Source organism: uncultured Campylobacter sp. (assembly GCF_938041645.1).
In the GTDB taxonomy this organism is placed as follows: Bacteria; Campylobacterota; Campylobacteria; order Campylobacterales; family Campylobacteraceae; genus Campylobacter_B.
This window is the reverse complement of sequence record NZ_CALIST010000050.1, coordinates 1-17288: the sequence shown is the minus strand read 5'-3', so window position 1 is coordinate 17288 and position 17288 is coordinate 1. Positions and strand designations below refer to the sequence as shown.

Annotated in this window: 13 protein-coding genes and 1 tRNA gene; 4 read left to right on the top strand and 10 right to left on the bottom strand. The window is 49.0% G+C overall.

What is annotated here, in order from left to right; all coding sequences use genetic code 11:
• The 3 genes from Q0600_RS07485 to Q0600_RS07475 form a co-directional block, all read left to right on the top strand.
• Window positions 1–1288, top strand: a 1288-nt coding sequence (locus Q0600_RS07485; RefSeq protein ID WP_298758744.1) for a putative PEP-binding protein, incomplete at its 5' end; no start/stop codon positions are given.
• A 232-nt stretch (window positions 1289–1520) separates the two neighbouring features.
• Window positions 1521–4262: an insulinase family protein gene (locus tag Q0600_RS07480; RefSeq protein WP_298758741.1), complete on the top strand. Its 2742-nt coding sequence runs from the start codon at window positions 1521–1523 to the stop codon at window positions 4260–4262.
• Window positions 4263–4591: 329 nt separating this feature from the next.
• Window positions 4592–7318: a TonB-dependent receptor plug domain-containing protein gene (locus Q0600_RS07475; RefSeq protein WP_298758738.1), complete on the top strand. Its 2727-nt coding sequence runs from the start codon at window positions 4592–4594 to the stop codon at window positions 7316–7318.
• A 275-nt stretch (window positions 7319–7593) separates the two neighbouring features.
• Here Q0600_RS07475 and Q0600_RS07470 read toward each other — a convergent pair whose 3' ends face one another.
• From Q0600_RS07470 to Q0600_RS07440, 7 genes are all read right to left on the bottom strand, one after another.
• Window positions 7594–7905: a hypothetical protein gene (locus Q0600_RS07470; RefSeq protein WP_298758735.1), complete on the bottom strand. Its 312-nt coding sequence runs from the start codon at window positions 7903–7905 to the stop codon at window positions 7594–7596.
• Entirely contained in the window at window positions 7887–8147 is a 261-nt protein-coding gene (locus Q0600_RS07465) for a hypothetical protein (RefSeq protein ID WP_298758732.1), read from the bottom strand. The genes Q0600_RS07470 and Q0600_RS07465 overlap by 19 nt, the downstream gene beginning before the upstream one ends.
• Before the next feature lie 372 nt (window positions 8148–8519).
• Complete coding sequence (locus Q0600_RS07460) at window positions 8520–8810, bottom strand: hypothetical protein (protein ID WP_298758729.1); 291 nt, start codon at window positions 8808–8810, stop codon at window positions 8520–8522.
• Window positions 8811–8878: 68 nt separating this feature from the next.
• Window positions 8879–9190, bottom strand: a complete 312-nt coding sequence (locus Q0600_RS07455) for a hypothetical protein (RefSeq protein ID WP_298758726.1) — start codon at window positions 9188–9190, stop codon at window positions 8879–8881.
• Window positions 9191–9210: 20 nt separating this feature from the next.
• Window positions 9211–9825 (bottom strand): hypothetical protein, encoded by a 615-nt coding sequence (locus Q0600_RS07450; protein ID WP_298758723.1) that lies wholly within the window; start codon window positions 9823–9825, stop codon window positions 9211–9213.
• Window positions 9826–9852: 27 nt separating this feature from the next.
• Entirely contained in the window at window positions 9853–10806 is a 954-nt protein-coding gene (locus Q0600_RS07445) for a Dyp-type peroxidase (RefSeq protein WP_298758719.1), read from the bottom strand.
• Window positions 10807–10998: 192 nt separating this feature from the next.
• Window positions 10999–11086 (bottom strand) — tRNA-Ser (locus Q0600_RS07440).
• Between the two features lie 113 nt (window positions 11087–11199).
• Between Q0600_RS07440 and Q0600_RS07435 the strand changes: the two genes are divergently transcribed.
• On the top strand, window positions 11200–11454 hold the full coding sequence (locus Q0600_RS07435) for a hypothetical protein (RefSeq protein WP_298758717.1): 255 nt from the start codon (window positions 11200–11202) through the stop codon (window positions 11452–11454).
• 46 nt (window positions 11455–11500) lie between these two features.
• On the opposite strand, the gene Q0600_RS07430 is transcribed toward Q0600_RS07435, so the two are convergent.
• Genes Q0600_RS07430 through Q0600_RS07420 form a run of 3 tightly spaced genes read right to left on the bottom strand, consistent with a single transcriptional unit; the run spans window position 11501 to window position 17230 of the window.
• On the bottom strand, window positions 11501–12958 hold the full coding sequence (locus tag Q0600_RS07430) for a TolC family protein (RefSeq protein WP_298758715.1): 1458 nt from the start codon (window positions 12956–12958) through the stop codon (window positions 11501–11503).
• Entirely contained in the window at window positions 12945–16103 is a 3159-nt protein-coding gene (locus Q0600_RS07425; protein WP_298758713.1) for a multidrug efflux RND transporter permease subunit, read from the bottom strand. Before Q0600_RS07425 ends, Q0600_RS07430 begins: the two co-directional genes overlap by 14 nt.
• Window positions 16103–17230 (bottom strand): efflux RND transporter periplasmic adaptor subunit, encoded by a 1128-nt coding sequence (locus tag Q0600_RS07420; protein ID WP_298758711.1) that lies wholly within the window; start codon window positions 17228–17230, stop codon window positions 16103–16105. Before Q0600_RS07420 ends, Q0600_RS07425 begins: the two co-directional genes overlap by 1 nt.
• Window positions 17231–17288: the final 58 nt, after the last annotated feature.

The window sequence follows — 17288 nt, the reverse complement described above, 5'->3', positions numbered from 1 at the left end:
CATTCTTACCGCTCGTGGCGGCATGACTTCGCACGCAGCCGTTGTGGCTCGCGGTATGGGTAAGTGCTGCGTTTCGGGTGCTGGTGCCATCAACATCAACTATAAGGAACGTACGCTTGAAATAGACGGCGTGGTGCTGCGCGAAGGCGATTACATATCGCTTAACGGTAGCACAGGCGAAGTTTATCTGGGTCAAGTTACAACACAGCCCGCCAAAGTAACGGGCGACTTGGCCGAACTAATGGAACTTTGCAACAAGTACACCAAGCTGGTGGTTCGCACCAACGCAGATACGCCCCACGACGCACAGGTTGCAAGCAACTTCGGAGCTGTGGGTATCGGTCTCTGCCGTACTGAGCACATGTTCTTCGAGAACGAGAAAATCAAGGCCATGCGCGAGATGATCTTGGCCGATAGCAAAGAAGGTCGTGAGAAAGCACTGACCAAACTGTTGCCCTTCCAACGCCAAGACTTCTACGGAATCTTGAAATCAATGAACGGGTACCCAGTTAACGTGCGCTTGCTAGACCCACCTTTGCACGAGTTTGTTCCTCACGACTTGGAAGGTCAGCAAGTAATGGCGGCAGACATGGGCGTGTCTGTGCAAGAAATTCAACGCCGCGTAAACTCACTAAGCGAGCATAACCCCATGCTGGGACATCGCGGTTGTCGTCTGGGTAACACCTATCCCGAAATCACGGCCATGCAAACACGCGCCATTCTTGGTGCTGCCATCGAGCTGAAGAAGGAAGGATACGACCCACGTCCCGAAATCATGGTACCGCTCATTGGTGTTGTTCACGAGTTCGACCAACAGGAAAAGGTTATCCGCGACACGGCTAAGAAACTCTTCGAAGAAGAAGGTATGGAGGTTGACTTCCACGTTGGAACCATGATTGAGGTGCCCCGCGCAGCCTTGGTTGCCGAAAACATCGCCAAGAGAGCCGAGTATTTCAGTTTCGGAACGAACGACCTAACGCAGATGACCTTCGGTTACAGCCGCGACGACATCGCCAGTTTCTTGCCCGTTTACCTGGAGAAGAAGATTTTGAAGGTAGACCCCTTCCAGGTTCTCGACCAGAAAGGTGTTGGCCAGCTCATCGACATGGGCGTGAAGAAAGGCCGTTCCACACGTCCCGAACTAATCTGCGGCATCTGCGGAGAGCACGGCGGCGAGCCCGAATCGGTGAAGTTCTGCCATCGCGTAGGCCTCAACTACGTTAGCTGCTCGCCCTTCCGTGTGCCCATCGCACGCTTGGCCGCCGCACAAGCAGCAGTAGAAGATTAAGTGGAAAGGGAAAATGGATGGCTAGTTGGTAAGCTTACAAGTTAACGAGTAGGCGAGTAGCCAAGTTAAAAGTAAGCGAGCCTAAGAGATATCGCAGGCTGACGGGTCAAAGCGAGCAAATCTAAAAAATAGCGCAGAATAGCGCAGACGGGCAGCTTGATAAGCCGAAATAGAAAAGTCTGCCGAAAGGTCTGCGAGGCGGAATTTTACTAGAAATAAATGAAAGGTTTAAATGCGAAAAATTTTACTATTTTTACTGCTTTGTGCGGGAGCTTTTGCGCTTGAGTGGGACGGAGCCGTCCTGCGGGGGGCGCTGCCAAACGGGTTTAAATACTATATTTTAGAAAATTCCGTGCCCAAAAATTCCGCCGTTTTTTATCTCATCGTGGATGCGGGCTCGATCGACGAGAGCCCTAATGAGCGCGGGCTTGTGCACTTCATCGAGCATATGTCCTTTAACGGAAGTCGCGATTTTAGCAAAAACGAGCTCATCAAAAAATTGCAGAGTCTGGGCGTGAAATTCGGCGCCGACGTAAATGCGCAGACGGGCTATGACAGCACGATTTACACGCTTAACATCGCGGTTAGCGAAGAAAATTTAAAGGACGTTTTTAAAATTTTTGCTTCGATTGCGGACGGAGTGGAGTTTAATCCGCTCGAGCTCGTAAAAGAAAGAGGCGTCATAATCGAGGAGGCGCGTAGCCGCGATACGCCGATTGCGAGGCTCTACGAGCGGATGGATGAGGAGCTTTACGGCGGCAGCGCGTATTTTGATCGCGCGCCGATCGGCGATATGGCAGTCGTAAAATCCGTAAGCGCGCAGCGAATCAAGGAGCTTTATCAAAAAATTTACCAGCCCAGGTCTATGAAATTTATAGCCGTGGGCGATTTTAAAAGGGATAAAATTTTAAAACTGCTAGAGCAAAATTTTTCGCCTCTTAAAAATACAAACTCCTACGCCCGCCAGGATATGCGCATTCCGCCGAGACAGGGTTTGAAAATTTACAATTACGATACGAACGAAACGTCGCTAAATTCCGTCAAAATTTCGTTTTGGGAGGAATTTGCGCCCCCAAGTAGCGAGGAGAATGCGAGAAAAATTTTAAAAAGCGAGCTTATCTCAAGCCTCATCTCTACGATTTATGAGAGGGCAAAAGCTAGCGAAGGCGCGCTGCTGCGAGTTAATTTTTCTAGATCGAATTTGCAGTTTCAAAAAACGATCTATAACTTCGACGTCGCCGTTTTGGGCGGAGATTTTGACGGCGCGATCTCGCAGGCGCTCGGGCTAATCAAAGGCTTGCGAGATAGCGGCTTTGACGCGCGCGATTTCGCCCTTGCGAAGGATGCTTTGATCAGCTCGCGGCACAGCGCCTTTGAGCGCAAAAAAAGCGCAAATTCCGCGTTTTTTGCAAGAGAGATTCTTCATGCCGTAAAATCGGGAGCCGTCCTGCCTAGCGCCGCAAAACAGCGTGATTTGGAGGTAAAACTGCTGCGTGAGATCAGCCTGGAGGAGCTAAATTTAGAATTTAAGCGCCTTACGGACCTAGGCGAGGTGCATGCAAGCGTTTTTAGCGGCTCCGGATATAATCTGGATGAGGCTAAATTTAAGAAGCTGCAAAGCGGCGCTAAGGCGATAAATACGCATGCCGCGCATAAAAAGCTGCCGGGTAGCTTGGTTTCTGAAAACCTGCCTGAGGGCAAAATTTTAAGCAAAAGCTTTGAGCCGCGATTTAAATTTTATACCTACCTGCTTGAAAATAACGCGACCGTGATCTTAAAGCCGCTTAAGACGCGCAAGGATTTCATCTCGTTCGCCGCGGTAAGCAGGGGCGGAATGTCCAATCTGGCGCACCCCGGGCTTGGCAGTTTTGCCGCGATGCTTGCAAACGAAAGCGGCGCGGGCGAGTTTAACAATTATGAAATTTCGCAAATTTTAAGCGGACGGCAGGTAAATTACCGCAAAAATATCTCCGCGTTCTCGCACGGATTTTACGGAAGCTGCGGCTCGCAGGATCTAAAATGGCTACTGGAAGCGATAAACTTAGAGCTTAGCTCTCCGCGCACGGACGAGAGGGCGCTGCAAAATTTAAAGATCAAATCGCTCGACGAGCTTGCGCGAAACGAGAAGCTGCCCGGGTATAAATTTAGCAGGGAATTTGGCGAGTTTTTCTACGGCGGCAATGCGCGAATGCGCCCTCTAAGCGCCGCGCAGATCAAAGCGCTCAACGCGGAGGAGCTAAAAAAGATCGTCTATGATAAATTTAGCAACGTCGCGTCCTACACCTTCGTGCTTAGCGGCGATTTTGAATTAAAAGACGCCGAAGAGCTAATAAAAAAGTATCTGGCGAGCTTGCCTGCTCGCGGCGAGCGCGAGGATTTTAAAGACGACGGAATTCGCAGCTTAAGCGGACGGCACGTTTTTATGCGCAACTATCAAAACTCCCCTAGAAGCGACGTCGCGCTTACCGCGATAAACAGATCCGCCCCGCACTCGCTTGAAAATACGATAAAAATTTCAGCTCTAGCTTCGGTGCTTCAGGAAGCCCTTAGAGAGCGTATCAGAGAGGACGAGGGGCGCACTTACGGCTTTTCGGTCGCTTCGAGTCTAAGCCGCATCCCGTACGAGCACTCGAGTCTTCATATTTCGTTTTCCTGCGCGCCGCAAAATACGGATCAAATTTTATCCGCAATCAGAGAAATTTTTGCAGAGATCGCAGGCGGCGGATCGGACGTAGCGCGGCATCTTGAAAATTTTAAAAAATCTCAGATCATCACGGCTCGCACCGCTCGCGAAAGCCCGGAGTTTTGGAACGACGCGCTCGTAAAATACGCGCTTTGGAATGAGGAGATCGCCGATTTTAAGACCTTTGAAAAGATCATAAATTCCATCACGCCAAAGGATATCGCGGAAGCCGCGCAGACATATATTTTTGACACCGATGAAACCGTGAGGATAAACGCGCCGAAATTTTAACGAGCTCGGCGCATCTAAATTTTGCTCGTTAAATTTACTAGTCGCGTTTAAATTTAACGGCGCTTGCACGGCAAATTTCGGCTTCGTAAATTTATGCAGTTTAAAAACGAACTCAAGAATAAAGCTCAATTAAATCTATCTGCATCGCGCATAGATTTTAGATAAATTTTATTTTGGAATAGATTTATCTCGCCGATATACCGCTATTTTGTTACATTTTTTCTATTGTTTGCATAAGTCGTATAATTGTTATCACTTTTATTGAAATTTAAAATATTATTGGCTAAATTTCCTCAGTCTTAATTTTTATTTTCAAAAAAGGAGAAAAAATGATTGTCGGTTTTTGGGCCTGTAAGCCATGTAAAAGCGGCGCAGGCCGCAATTATTCCGCTTCCGTAAAAGGCGAGAAATCCACTCAAAATCGCTGCGGGGAGGGGCTTGCACGCTCCTTAATAGTCGCGGCGTGTCTTTGCGGCCTAAGCGTCGCGCAGGATTCGTCTGAAAATAACGCAACCAGAAGCGTTGTTACCAAAGAAGGCTCGGAGGCACGAAGCTCGGCTGCTACGACAAATAGTTATAAATTTCCCGAAATAGTAGTTGTCGGCAACATTGACTCTAGCCTGACGAGCGTCGGCGATAGCTATGGCGGTACGCAAAAAATAAGCAGGACGATGATCGAGTCGATGCCTAGCGGCAACGGCGACTTCGTGCAGCTTTTGCGTACCAATCCAAATGTGCAATTCAGCTCCACAAACCGCCAGAGCACGACGCTAGGCGAGATCAGCCCCGCAAATATCAGTATCAACGGCGCGAAGTATTGGCAAAACAACTTTATGCTTGACGGCGCGAATATGAATAACGATCTTGATCCCGCTAGAAATCCGGGCGGCAATCCTACGCGCTTTTCGGCGTTTGATACGATGAATTCCGTCTCGCAAGGTATGGCGATCGATAGCGATTTCTTACGAAGCGTCGAGGTGCACGATAGCGGCATCTCCGCCAAATACGGCGGATTTACCGGCGGCGTAGTGGAGGCTAAGACGCGAGATCCGCGCGCGGGCTTTCACGGCAAGTTTTCGATGCAGCACACCGAAGATAGTTGGACTAGATACCATATCTACGGCGATGAACAGAGCTTTGAAAACTCCGCTACGCCGCTAAATCAGCCGAGATTCGATAAGTGGATCACTAGGTTGAATTTAGAGGGCACCGTTACCGAGGATTTGGGCTTGATGTTTGGCTACACCAACACTAGAAGTAAAATTCCGCTCAAGGCCTACGACAGAAGATACAACGCCGATACGACCATCACCGAGCGAGTTCAGAGGCGAAATATTGACAACTACTTCCTAAAGGCGCTCTGGTATGCAAGCGACCGCCTAACTATCACGCCTAGTGTAACCTACGCGCCCGAGCGAAACAAGATGTTTAACGACCACGTCAAAGACTCCTACGCCGATATGAAATCGGGCGGTTTAAATTTAGCGCTTAAAACCGACTACGATGGCGATTTCGCTAGGTTTAATCAAATTTTATCCTACAGCAAGCTCGAGAGTTCTCGCGATGCGGAGAATGAATATTACAGGGCTTGGCAATACTCAAACGTAAAGAATTGGGGTAGTAAAATTTTATCTGCTTCGGCGATAGAGGGCGGCTTTGGGGATCTGGATCAAACTCAAAAGAGCTTTTCGTACAACGCGGATCTGGAGTTTAATGAATTTGATCTCGGCGGCAGTAAGCATAGATTTATCACAGGCTTTGAGTTTAAAAAGCAAGAGGCTAAATTTAACGTAAGAAAAGAGTTTATGACCGCTGGCGGAATAGCACCGCTACCTGCGGGTGTAAATGCTTGCGATCCGAATGACGAGCTCTGCTCGATAGACGATTCTTTTGCGAGGCGTGGTAGAAGCGGCCAGTTTTTTACGCGAAAAAGCTATTACAAGGGCAATACTAAGGTAGATATGAAGAGCTTGGCGGTTTATCTAGAGGATGAGATAAAAATCGGTGATCTTACCTTGCGACCGGGCGTAAGATTAAATAGGGACGATTATATGAAGCAAACGACTGCGGCGCCGAGATTTAACAGCTACTACGATATTTTTGGCGACGGCGGTTCGATCATTAGCTTCGGCGCAAACCGCTACTACGGACGCAATCTCTTTACCTATAAATTAAGAGAGGGGCGAGAGGGTCTTGCCACTACCTACACGCGTCCACGCAATGCCTATACGCAAAACTGGACGCAACTGCCAAAAGACCCGTCTCTAACTAAATTTAACGAGCTAAAGGTGCCTTATGAGGATGAGCTGGTATTCGGGGCAAAGCAAAAGCTCGGGAATTTCGAGTTTTTCGGCAAATATGTAAGCCGCAAGGGCAGGGATCAGATCATCAAATCTACGCGAAGAGATCTAGGTCTAGCGCCGAATCCGAACTACCAAAACAACTATCAAACCTTTACTAATGACGGCAGAAGCGAAAATAAAATTTTAACCTTCGGCGTTAAAACGATCGATGATTATGAGGCCTTCGGTACGCTAAATGGCTTTGAGCTGGGCTTTGAGCACATCAAGATGAAAACGAACAACACCCTTTATGACATATCGCTTGATAGAGAAACGCTCGAAGATGAAAAGATCGTCGAATACGACGGCAGGCTGATGAGGCTATCGGAGCTTCCGGCGCAGGACTATGCTAGGCCTTGGACTGCGAGCCTAAACATCATCACGAAAATTCCAAGCTACGGTATCAGCGTGAATAACTTCCTCTCGTTTAAAGGCTCGCAAGAAGCGATCGCTCGCACCGGCAGGACGCCTGCGGGCAAGTATCCTGCCAGATACGACAAATACGAAAAGGTAAATCTCGGCAAAAGCTACAGCTGGGATGCGCGCATCGGATACGCTAAAAAGATGGCGGGCGAGGTGGAATTTTTTACGAATTTAGACATCTACAACGTCCTAAATAAGCGCAACAAAGCAAGACTTAGCAGCGACACCTCGCTCGATCTGGTCTATGAGGCGGGCAGGCAGTTTTGGCTGGAAGCGGGCATTCGGTGGTAGCGTGAGCTAAATTTGCGGAGCTTTTAAAATTTCAGGGCTCCGCAAAATTTCGTGAAATTTTTTAAAATTTAGGGCATTTTGCGGAATTTTAAATTTCACGCCGTGCTCCTTAAAATTTCACGCCGCGCGCTGTAAAATTTTAGCGTGCGCATCGTATGATTTAACGTATGTGCCGCAAAATTTTAACGTATGCGAAATTACAAAATTTACGCCTAAGCTTAGAAAGTCGAAACGACTTTTTAAATTTTAATGCCGATATCGCTTAATAGGCTCTTTCATTGAAATATCACAAACTGCTTTTGAAATTTTGACGGGCTGATCCGCCACTCTTTAAGCATGTAGCGGCAAACCCTTTCAAAGTCCGCTCCGCTCATCATAAAACTGATAAATCCGCCCTTGCCGTCATAGATGATCAAAGTATCGATCGCGCGGAAGCTAAATTTCCCCTCCGTGATCTTTGAAAAAATCAGTTTAGAGATGAAAAAAGGCAAAATCAATGCCGCCATACTCATAATAAAAATTATAAATCCTCTAAGGCTTTGTAAAAATCCGGCAAACGCGACGGCTATTATGATGAACGAAAGCATAATGTCTCGGAATTTCTAGCGGGCACGATATGTCCGAATAGCGGCGTGGCGGTGAGCTTTATGAGCGATATCTCATCAAATTTTATAGATTTCGTGATTTTGCCTTTATTGACGTAGTTGATGCTCCTATTCGTCAAATGAACAAAGCGCGTATGGGCGCTGTTGAGATAGGACACGACGGCGAATACTATAGGGACAAACGGCGTATAGTATGGGAAAATATCCCCTATATACAGAAACATCGGTACCGCCAAGGGAGCGAAGAATAGGTTATAAATAAAGAATACTATTATGTTGTAGTCTTTGACGACGAGGGGGTTATTGTCAAATTTCGGCGGATTTCGACGCTCGGCGCCGTTTTGTTTAGGCTGCTGCGACCTCCGTGGCTAATCGTTAAAATTTTTCATTAAATTTACTCTCGTTTTAAAATTTTATCGCTAGCGGCTCGGGTGTTTTGCGGCGCTAAATTTGCCATTCTCACCGCAGGCTTTAGCGAGGCCATCCCAAGCAGGACCCGTTTGCGTCCTTTCAAAATTTTATTTTGTTCAAATTTATCAGCGCCGCGTATCGGTACCACGTGCGCTTTCTGCACCGCTGCATGAAATTTCGAGGCCTCACGGCTCGAAATCAAAGCAATAAAAATCATCCGTCTCGCTCCAGAGCTCCTCTAGCGAGCGTCCGTCTATCTGCGGCGCGCCGTAGAGTTCTCGTAGCGTGGCGAAATACCGCTCGCCGCTTGCGTTTGCGCCCGTTTCGTCCGCGCATCTTTGAAACGAGCAGCGATCTGCATAGGCGATGATCAAGTATTGCGCGCCGCGCAGGCGAAAGCTAAGCTCGGGCTCACCGCCCTCGGCTACGCATTTTAGCAGCATTTGCTCTATGGTTTCAAATGAGTAGTCTGACATTTCGCTCCGATCTTAAAATTCTATCGCCGCCGTGACGCTTATTGCGCCACCGCATATCGCGAGCCGTTTTATTCAGCCAAAAACCCGAAGTGCTCGATCATATCTAAAAGCATATTGGCTCTGCAAATTTCATCGTCCAGCAGATCGTCGTATTGATCTCGCAGTCGCTCGGCGTCCTGCGCCACGGGTCCTAGACACTCCCTAGCCTGCGCGGGCTCGCCCTTCATCACGAAGTATTCGCCTAAGATCACGCGAGCTTGCGTCTTGCTAACCTCGTCGCCTTCGCCCTCAAGTGCTGCTTTTAGGCTCTGCACGCCGCCCTCCTCAAGCTCTCGCGAGAGCTGCATTATAGCCTTGTTTAAGTAAAGCTTCGCATCCATTTTCTCTCCTTTGCAAAATTTTATTTAAAATAATAGAACAAATTTCCGCCGCACTCAAGATCCACGAACTCCTTGCTGTCAAAATAGAGCTTAAATTTCATGTGGCTCAGGTATTTGGCGTCTTGCGCTTTCTCTATAAAATTTCTTATCAGCCGTTCTATCTTTCCGCCCCCTTCGCGGCGCGCCGCGTCCTGCCTCGTGAAATAAAAAAATACGGGCGCGTCGGACACCGCTGCGATATACCAAATTTTAAGCGGCGCTAAAAGCTCGCTTCGGTTTCGCAGCAGCTCCTCTACGGCGCCTTGGATCAGATCAGTGCGGATCTGCGACTCGAAGGACTCGATCGAGATATAAAAATTCCTTAGCCCGTTTAGTTTCTCGAAAAGCGGCGTGCGGGCGAGATAGCGCTCGATGCACTTTTTATCGGTGATTTTTGCGGCATCTTTATCGAAGCGAAGCACGATCTTAAGCCACGCCGAGTCCCTGCCCGCGCCGTAAAACGCGCTGATAGGACGAACCTTAAATTTAGAGTTTATAAACTCCAGTAAACCGCTGATATTTTCGCTGTTCTCGGCTCTATTTTCTATGATCTCTTTGCAGCGCCTGCTCTGATACGGGCTTAGATCGCAAAACATCGCGTGCCTTTAAATTTAAAGCTAAATTTACTCTGCGCTATAAGCCTGTAGCATATCGAAAGTCGGAGCGAAAAAGAGCGCGCCCGTCTTTGCCGTGCTAAAATCTAGCAGCCGGTCATAGTTGCCCCGCGGACGGCCGATAAACATACTCTCAAGCATCAGCTCTAGCGTGCTAAAGGTGCTTGCGTAGGCGATGAAGTAGGTTCCCGTCTCGCCGCCTTGCATAAACGGCATATTGCCGCGCACGACCTTTTTGTCGTCGCCGACGTTGGCTGCGGCGGAGTGCGAGTTGCTGGGCTTTATCTCCTCGCTCATTTCGATGTCGTTTTGTTTGCTGCGCCCGATGACGCGCTCCTGCTCGGCGACGCCCGCGGCGTTCCATGCGCTCATATCGTGGATATATTTTTGCACGAAAAGATAGCTGCCGCCCTTATACGCCGCATCCTCGTCGCCTACCTTGGCGAAAAAGTCGCGATCTGCGCCTTGCGGATTTTCGGTGCCGTCCACAAAGCCGATGATAGCGCGCCCGTCGTAGTATTTAAAGCCGCAGATCTCCTCCTCGCACGTCGCGACGTCCTTTAGCGCGGCTCTAATCTCGCTTGCCATATCGTAGCAAATGGCTTGATTCCCCGCTCTGATGTGGATATGGATATCGCCTCCGGTAGCGGGCGCGATGTGTTTGTCCCCTCTAATCTCTTCGAAATTTTTTAGCTCCTTCGGCAAAGGCTTCGGCAAGCCGAGCATTTTCCACGCCTCAAAGCCCACGCCGAGCACGCAGCTTGTTTCGCTAGCCGCACCGAATCTCGTAACGGCGGTTTTGTTTAAATTTATCACCAGAGCGCAAAGGCTCTCGAAAGCCTTTTTGCAGGCGGTTTTGCCTGCGTTAAAGCGCCAGATCATAAACACGGTGTTGTTGCCGGGCGCGTCGGTTACGTTTTGGGATTTGACATGCGCACAGGCGCAACTTTTTTCTTCACTCATTTTTCTCTCCTTTAAAGTGAAATTTTAAAAGGAATTTTAGCGCAATATCGGTAAACGGCGGGCGTAGAGATAGAATTTAGGTGGCTTTCGGGTTTGATTTTCGGCGGAGGAAATTTTGTCTTTTATCGTTAAATTTACGCCGAGTGGGAAAGCGAAATTTTAGAGTTTTGCGAGGACGAAATTTTAAAGTAGTGGCAGATGGGAAGGGATTCGAACCCTCGAAAGCTTGCACTTTACACGCGTTCCAGGCGTGCTCCTTCAACCGCTCGGACACCCATCTAAATTAAAAGTCGCGATTATAGCGAAAATCTAAAATTTTGCCAAATTCCGTTTCGGCGCGCAACCGCTCGCCTTTAAATTTAAAACTCTGCGCTTGGAATTTCGCCGCAGCGTTTGGAATTATATCGCAATGCTTGGAATTTTGCTGCGGAGCTTGAAATTCCGCCGTGCTGTTTGGAAATTTACCGCGCCGCTAAGTCGTGCCGCTTTGCGCTTCCTGGCCGAGCGATGATTTTATCTTGCTGCGGTTATCTGAAATTTAGACTATTTTTAAAATTTAGATTTGCCGATCGCAGCTCTAAATTTAAAAAGCGCAAGCAGACCTCTTGCAAAATCCGCTTGCGCCTTAAAATTTCGGTGGCGCTTTAAATTTATGAGTATTTTAAAATTTCGCGCCGCTCGTAAATTTAAAAAGCTAATTAAAAATTCTATCCTTCGGGAAGGCGGACATATCGGGCTGTACGTCCTGCTCCGCGCCGATGAGCGCCTTGATTTCGCTATCCTCGATGCTAAAGCCGCCGCCGAGCGCCTTGTATGCATTCACCGTCGCGTTTAGCACGTCAAGATCGGTCTGCACTTTGTTTAGCTGCGCGCTAAGTAGGTTTCGCTGCGAATCTAAAAACTCCAGATGATCGCTGTAGCCCGCCTGATACCTGCTTGAGGCGTTTGAGTAAATTTTGCTCTGCGAAGCGACGAGATCGGCGAGGCTTGCCTGTCTTAGTTTGGCGTTTTGCACGCCGATAAGCGCGTCGCGAACGTCGCCGAAAGCGGTTTTAAGCGCTTTGTCGTATGCGATAAAGCTCGCGTTTTGCTCTAAATTTGCAAGCTCTACGCGCCTTTTTTGGCGGCTGAAGTCAAGCAGCGGCCCTACGAGCGAGCCACCGATATTCCATGTACTCGCGCCCGCGGTAAACAGCCTGTCGAACTCGCCGCTTGCGTATCCTGCCGAGCCCGTAAGCGAGAAGGAAGGGAAGTAGCCTGCCTTGGCGACGCCCACTAAGAAGTTGCTTGCGCGCAGATTTTCGAGCGAGCTTGCGACGTCCGGGCGGTGCAGGATCACGTCGCTTGGGATTCCGCTTGGGATCTGCGGCGCGCTAGGCATTTTTGCGGCGGTCTGCGGCGCGCCGCGTAAAATTTCATCGTAGCTCTTGCCCGTTAGGATATTTAGCGAGGTCTGCGCCGCAGAGAGCTGATTTTGCACGCTTATGAGGCTTGCCTCGGCGCTTTGGACCGCGGCTTTGGCCTGATAAAATACGATCTCGCTAACTGCGCCTGCATCGAGCTGCTTTTTACGGTAGTTTTGCGTATCCTGATAGCTTTTTAGGCTGTTTTTTAAAATTTTCTCCTGCTGCTTTAACGCTAGTAGCGTAAAATAGGTCGTCGCAACCGTGCTGGTGATCGTATTTTTGGCGGTTTCGTAGTCGTATTTCGTTGCATTAAATTTCGATCGCGCCGAATCTACGCTGTTGCGCACGCGCCCCCAAAGATCGATCTCGTAGCTTAGCACGGCGCCGATCTGATACGCGCCGTGGGAGTTGCGATCGGGCTGGTTGCCGAAATTATTTTGGCGCACCGCGCTGCCGCTTAAATTTACGTTCGGCAGGTACTCAAGCTTGTTTAGTCCTAAATTTACCCGCGCGTACTCGACGTTATTCAGCGCGGTTTGCAGGTCGGAATTCTGCTCCAGCGCGCTTTGGATCAGGGCGTTTAGCTGCGGATCATTAAAGCTTTTCCACCACTGCGTACTAACGTTTGTGCTCGCGTAATCCGCCTTAAAGCCGGTCTGCTTTTGCGGCGTAACGGGCTTGAAGTTGCAACCGCAGAGTAAAATTCCAAGCGTCAAGGCGCTTAAAAGAGCATTATTTATTTTCATCGTTCACCTCGTTAGTTTGGACTTTTTTACCGCGTCTATCAAGCCAAGCGTTGAAGCTTTCGAGCAGGTAGAAAAACAGCGGCACGAAAAAGATCGCGATCGTAGATGCCGCGAGCATTCCGCCTACTACGCCGGTTCCCAGCGCGTGGCGGCTAGCAGCGCCAGCGCCGGTGGCGATAACCATCGGAAGCACGCCAAGACCGAACGCAAGGCTCGTCATCACGATAGGGCGGAACCTCATCTTGGCGGCTTCTATGGCGGCATCGGCGATAGAGCGATGATTATTTAGGTGCTCGTTCATCGCAAATTCCACGATCAAAATCGCGTTTTTCGCCGCCAGACCGATTAGAAGCAAAAGTCCTATCTGAAAATATATGTCGTTATTCAGCCCGCGGAAATATGTAAACACGAGCGCGCCGAATACCGAAAACGGCACGGCGGTAAGTACGGCAAGCGGCATGAGCCACCTTTCGTATTGAGCCGCTAGGATCAAAAACACAAAGATCATTCCAAATACGAATGCCTGCGAGCCTTTGCCGGTCTCGCTGACCTCTTGATACGCGGAGCCAGCCCATCCGATAGAATATCCGCTAGGAAGCTCCTCTTTTATGACCTCTTGGATCGCTGCAATCGCTTGACCTGAGGTATAACCCGTGTTTGGCTCACCCATAATCTGCGCTGCCGGGAAGGCATTAAATCTATTAACGGAATCAGGACCCAGCGAGCGCTCAAGCCTCACTAAAGAATTTAACGCGATCAGATCGCCGCTGTCGCTGCGGACGTAGAGCGATTTTAGATCGTTAGGATCATCTCTATAGTTTTGCGTAGCGCGGATATAGACCTTAAACGTGCGGCCCAAGAGGTTAAAGTCGTTGATGTAATACTGCCCGATGGTGGAATTTAGCACGGTGAAAATGTCGGCTATTCTAACGCCTAGCATCTTTATCTTCTCTTTATCGAGATAGAGCTTATACTGCGGGAAATCGGTATCCAGCGTCGTTCGCACGAGTTTTAAAGCGGGATGTTGGTTGGCTTTGGCAGTTACGCGATCCATATCTGCGCGAATTTCATCGTAGCTCTTGCCCGTCGTGCTTTGCGCGTAGAGCTCAAATCCGCCCGTAAGTGAAAGCCCCATGATAGGCGGTGGCGTGACGACGTAGGTCATCGAGTTACGATCGGCGCCGTAGAGCTGCCCGTTTAGCGCGGCAGCTAAGGCGAAGTTGGAATTTTCATCGCCCGGGCGATCTTTCCAGTCTTTTAGCTTCATAAAAAAAGCTCCCGCATTTTCTCTAAGCGCTCCGGCTAGCATATCGTATCCCGTGATTTGGGTTATATCTTTTACGTTTGTGTGCTTTTTAGCGATACTTGCGATGAAATCCTGATCGGCTTCCGTCCTAGGTAGAGTAGATGCCGATGGAAGCGTAGTCATCGCCATAATCGAGCCTTTGTCCTCGTTAGGCACTAGGCCGCTAGGAGTGAGCGCAAGAAGCTTCACCATCGCATAGATGATGATGCCTACAAAAACGAGGCTGATTAGTACGTGGCGAAGAACCATGCCGACGCCTGCGGCGTAAATTTTAGTTGAGATGCTAAAAAGATTATTAAACCATCTTATAAAGAAAAAAGGCTCAGATTCCTTTTTTTGCAAGATTAGAGCGCAAAGTGCGGGTGTTAGTGTAAGGGCTACGAAGCCTGAAAAACATACCGAGGCTACGAGTGTTAATGCAAATTGTCTCTGCATAACCCCGGTAAAGCCCTCCATAAACGCAACCGGCACAAAAACCGCCGAAAGCACGAGCACGATGGAGATGACGGGCGCTACGATCTCGCCCATCGCTTTTGTGGTAGCCTCTTTGACGCTAAGATCCGGCTCCTCGTGCAAAATTCTCTCTACGTTTTCGATCACGATAATGGCGTCGTCCACGACGATGCCGATAGCTAAAATAAGCGCGAAAAGAGTGATTAAATTTATTGAAAATCCGAAGGCATAAATTCCGATAAACGCGCCGCAGATTGACACAGGCGCAGCAAGCGTCGGAATGATCGTCGCTCTAAGATTGCCTAAGAACATATACATAACGATGATGACGAGGATTAACGCTTCAATGAAAGTATGAATGACCTCTTCGATCGATACTTTTACGAAGCTAGTCGTATCGTAGGCGACGTCGTAGGTCAGCTCGCCTGGGAAATTTGGTTTAAGCTCGTCTATGCGCTTATTTACCGCTTCAACTACGGCTAGGGCGTTGGCACCACTTTGCATAAAGATAAGCACAGGCACCATCTCTTTGCCGTTAAATTTTGCCGAGATATTGTAGCTTGCGCCGCCTAGTTTGACCTCGGCGACATCTTTTACGCGCAAGAAATTCCCATCTTTTTGTGCGCGTATAATGATATTTTCAAACTCTTCGACGGTTTTTAAACGACCCTCGGGCTTGATCGCATATACGTAGGGATTGCCTAAGCTCATCGGCTGCTCGCCCATCTTACCTGCGGCGTATTGGCTGTTTTGCTCGCTTATTGCGGCGATTATCTCAGCAGTCGTAACGTTAAATTTCTTAAGTAGCTCGGGCTTTACCCAGATCCTCATAGCATAGTCTTTCGTACCCAGCGCCTGCGCTTCGCCGACGCCCGGCACGCGCTTTAGCTCATCTACGACGTTGATAGCTACGTAGTTTTGCATCTCTACGACATCCATCTGTTCGCTAGGATCGTAAAACGCAAGCACTTCGAGCATCGTACTGCTGCGCTCGGTGACGGTTACGCCGTACCTACGCACTTCGTCGGGAAGTAGCGTAAGAGCTGGCGTGACGCGGTTGTTTACATTGACTTTCGCATCTGCTGGATTTGTGCCGATTTGAAAATATACGTTGATACGAACATCGCCGGAGGAGCTTGCTGAGCTTTCCATATAGATCATATTTTCAACGCCGTTAATCGCGTTTTCAAGAGGGGCTGCGACGACGTCGGCTATCGTCTGTGCATCCGCGCCGCTATATGTAGCACTTACGACGATTTGCGGCGGCGTGAGTTGCGGATACTCCTCGACGGAGGAATTTTTAAGAGCCAAAACGCCCGCGATTACGATGATGATCGAAACGACGCAGGCAAAGACGGGGCGGTTGATGAAAAATTTAGAAAACATTATTTCCCGCTTTCCGCATTGCTCTGAGACGCTTCAGGCTGTCCCGCTACGTAAGGATCGGTGCTTGCGGGTACGGGAGTGACCTTGGAGCCCACGTTGATCTTTTTAAAATTATCCAAAATGATCTGATCGCCGTCTTGTAGCCCGCTTGAGATCGTCGCCGTGCGGGTATCTTGAGCCGTGATTTTGACCACTTTTTTAGCGACTTTTCCGTCTTGCACGACATAGACTATGGTGTTGCTAAGATCTTGTTTGAGCGCAACTTGCGGAATTTTAAAGCCGTTTTTCTGATAAAAGCCCTCGACGCTTACTTTGGTAAAAATTCCAGGGCGAATTTCCAAATTTGGATTTGGAATTTGCGCTTTGGCGCTGACGGACGCGGTGTTTGTATTGATGACGCTATCGATGAAGCTTAGCGTGCCGTTGTAGTCCTTGCCGCCGAGATTTATACTTACTTGGCGACCCAGTTGCTTCCACTGCCCGTTTCTTAAATTTGCATCAAGCTCCAGTCTATCGACGTCCGCGATGCCGAATTCCACGTCGATCGGATCAAATTTGCTAAGGCGCACCAGATCCTCGCCCACGTTTACGTACGCGCCCACGTCCTTTTGCGTATCGCCCGCCATGCCGTCAAAAGGCGCGGTCACAAGCGAGTGGTCAAAATCTATCTTTGCACTTTTAAAATTTGCTTCAGCCACCATAAACGCGGCCTTTGCGGTGTCGAAATCCTTTTGAGAGATCGTGTTGCTAGCTTTTAGTGCCTTGGCTCTTTTGTAGTCCGCCGAGGCGTTTTGCAGATTAGCGTTTGCGCTGTCAAACGCCGCTTGGTAGCGCGAGCGGTCGATCTCGTAGAGCACGTCGCCCTTTTTGACGCTGTGCCCCGGCTCGAAAAGCTGCTTTTCGATAGTGCCCGAAACCTGCGGCTTTAGCATTATCTCAAGCTCGCTCACGGTCTGTCCGTTAAATTTCAAAATTATCGGCACATCGGCGGATTTGGCGATAAATACGCCAACCGGTAGCGCAGAAGCCTCGCCGCTTTGTTTTGCGCCGCTTTCCTCCTTTTTTTCAAAATAGGAGCAGCCCGAAACCAAAAACGCTGCGAAAATCAAACTAGCGACTTTTTTCATGTAGTTTCCTCTATTTGGGTTAAAATTTTGTATTTGTAATAGTTATTACGAATAAATT

Bases quoted from the DNA above. Each gene is read 5' to 3' on its own strand.
- Q0600_RS07465 (WP_298758732.1), bottom strand. From the start codon at position 8,147: ATGTTTCTGTATATAGGGGATATTTTCCCATACTATACGCCGTTTGTC.
- Q0600_RS07445 (WP_298758719.1), bottom strand. From the start codon at position 10,806: ATGAGTGAAGAAAAAAGTTGCGCCTGTGCGCATGTCAAATCCCAAAAC.
- Q0600_RS07480 (WP_298758741.1), top strand. From the start codon at position 1,521: ATGCGAAAAATTTTACTATTTTTACTGCTTTGTGCGGGAGCTTTTGCG.
- Q0600_RS07450 (WP_298758723.1), bottom strand. From the start codon at position 9,825: ATGTTTTGCGATCTAAGCCCGTATCAGAGCAGGCGCTGCAAAGAGATC.
- Q0600_RS07460 (WP_298758729.1), bottom strand. From the start codon at position 8,810: ATGTCAGACTACTCATTTGAAACCATAGAGCAAATGCTGCTAAAATGC.
- Q0600_RS07420 (WP_298758711.1), bottom strand. From the start codon at position 17,230: ATGAAAAAAGTCGCTAGTTTGATTTTCGCAGCGTTTTTGGTTTCGGGC.
- Q0600_RS07475 (WP_298758738.1), top strand. From the start codon at position 4,592: ATGATTGTCGGTTTTTGGGCCTGTAAGCCATGTAAAAGCGGCGCAGGC.
- Q0600_RS07425 (WP_298758713.1), bottom strand. From the start codon at position 16,103: ATGTTTTCTAAATTTTTCATCAACCGCCCCGTCTTTGCCTGCGTCGTT.
- Q0600_RS07430 (WP_298758715.1), bottom strand. From the start codon at position 12,958: ATGAAAATAAATAATGCTCTTTTAAGCGCCTTGACGCTTGGAATTTTA.
- Q0600_RS07470 (WP_298758735.1), bottom strand. From the start codon at position 7,905: ATGCTTTCGTTCATCATAATAGCCGTCGCGTTTGCCGGATTTTTACAA.
- Q0600_RS07455 (WP_298758726.1), bottom strand. From the start codon at position 9,190: ATGGATGCGAAGCTTTACTTAAACAAGGCTATAATGCAGCTCTCGCGA.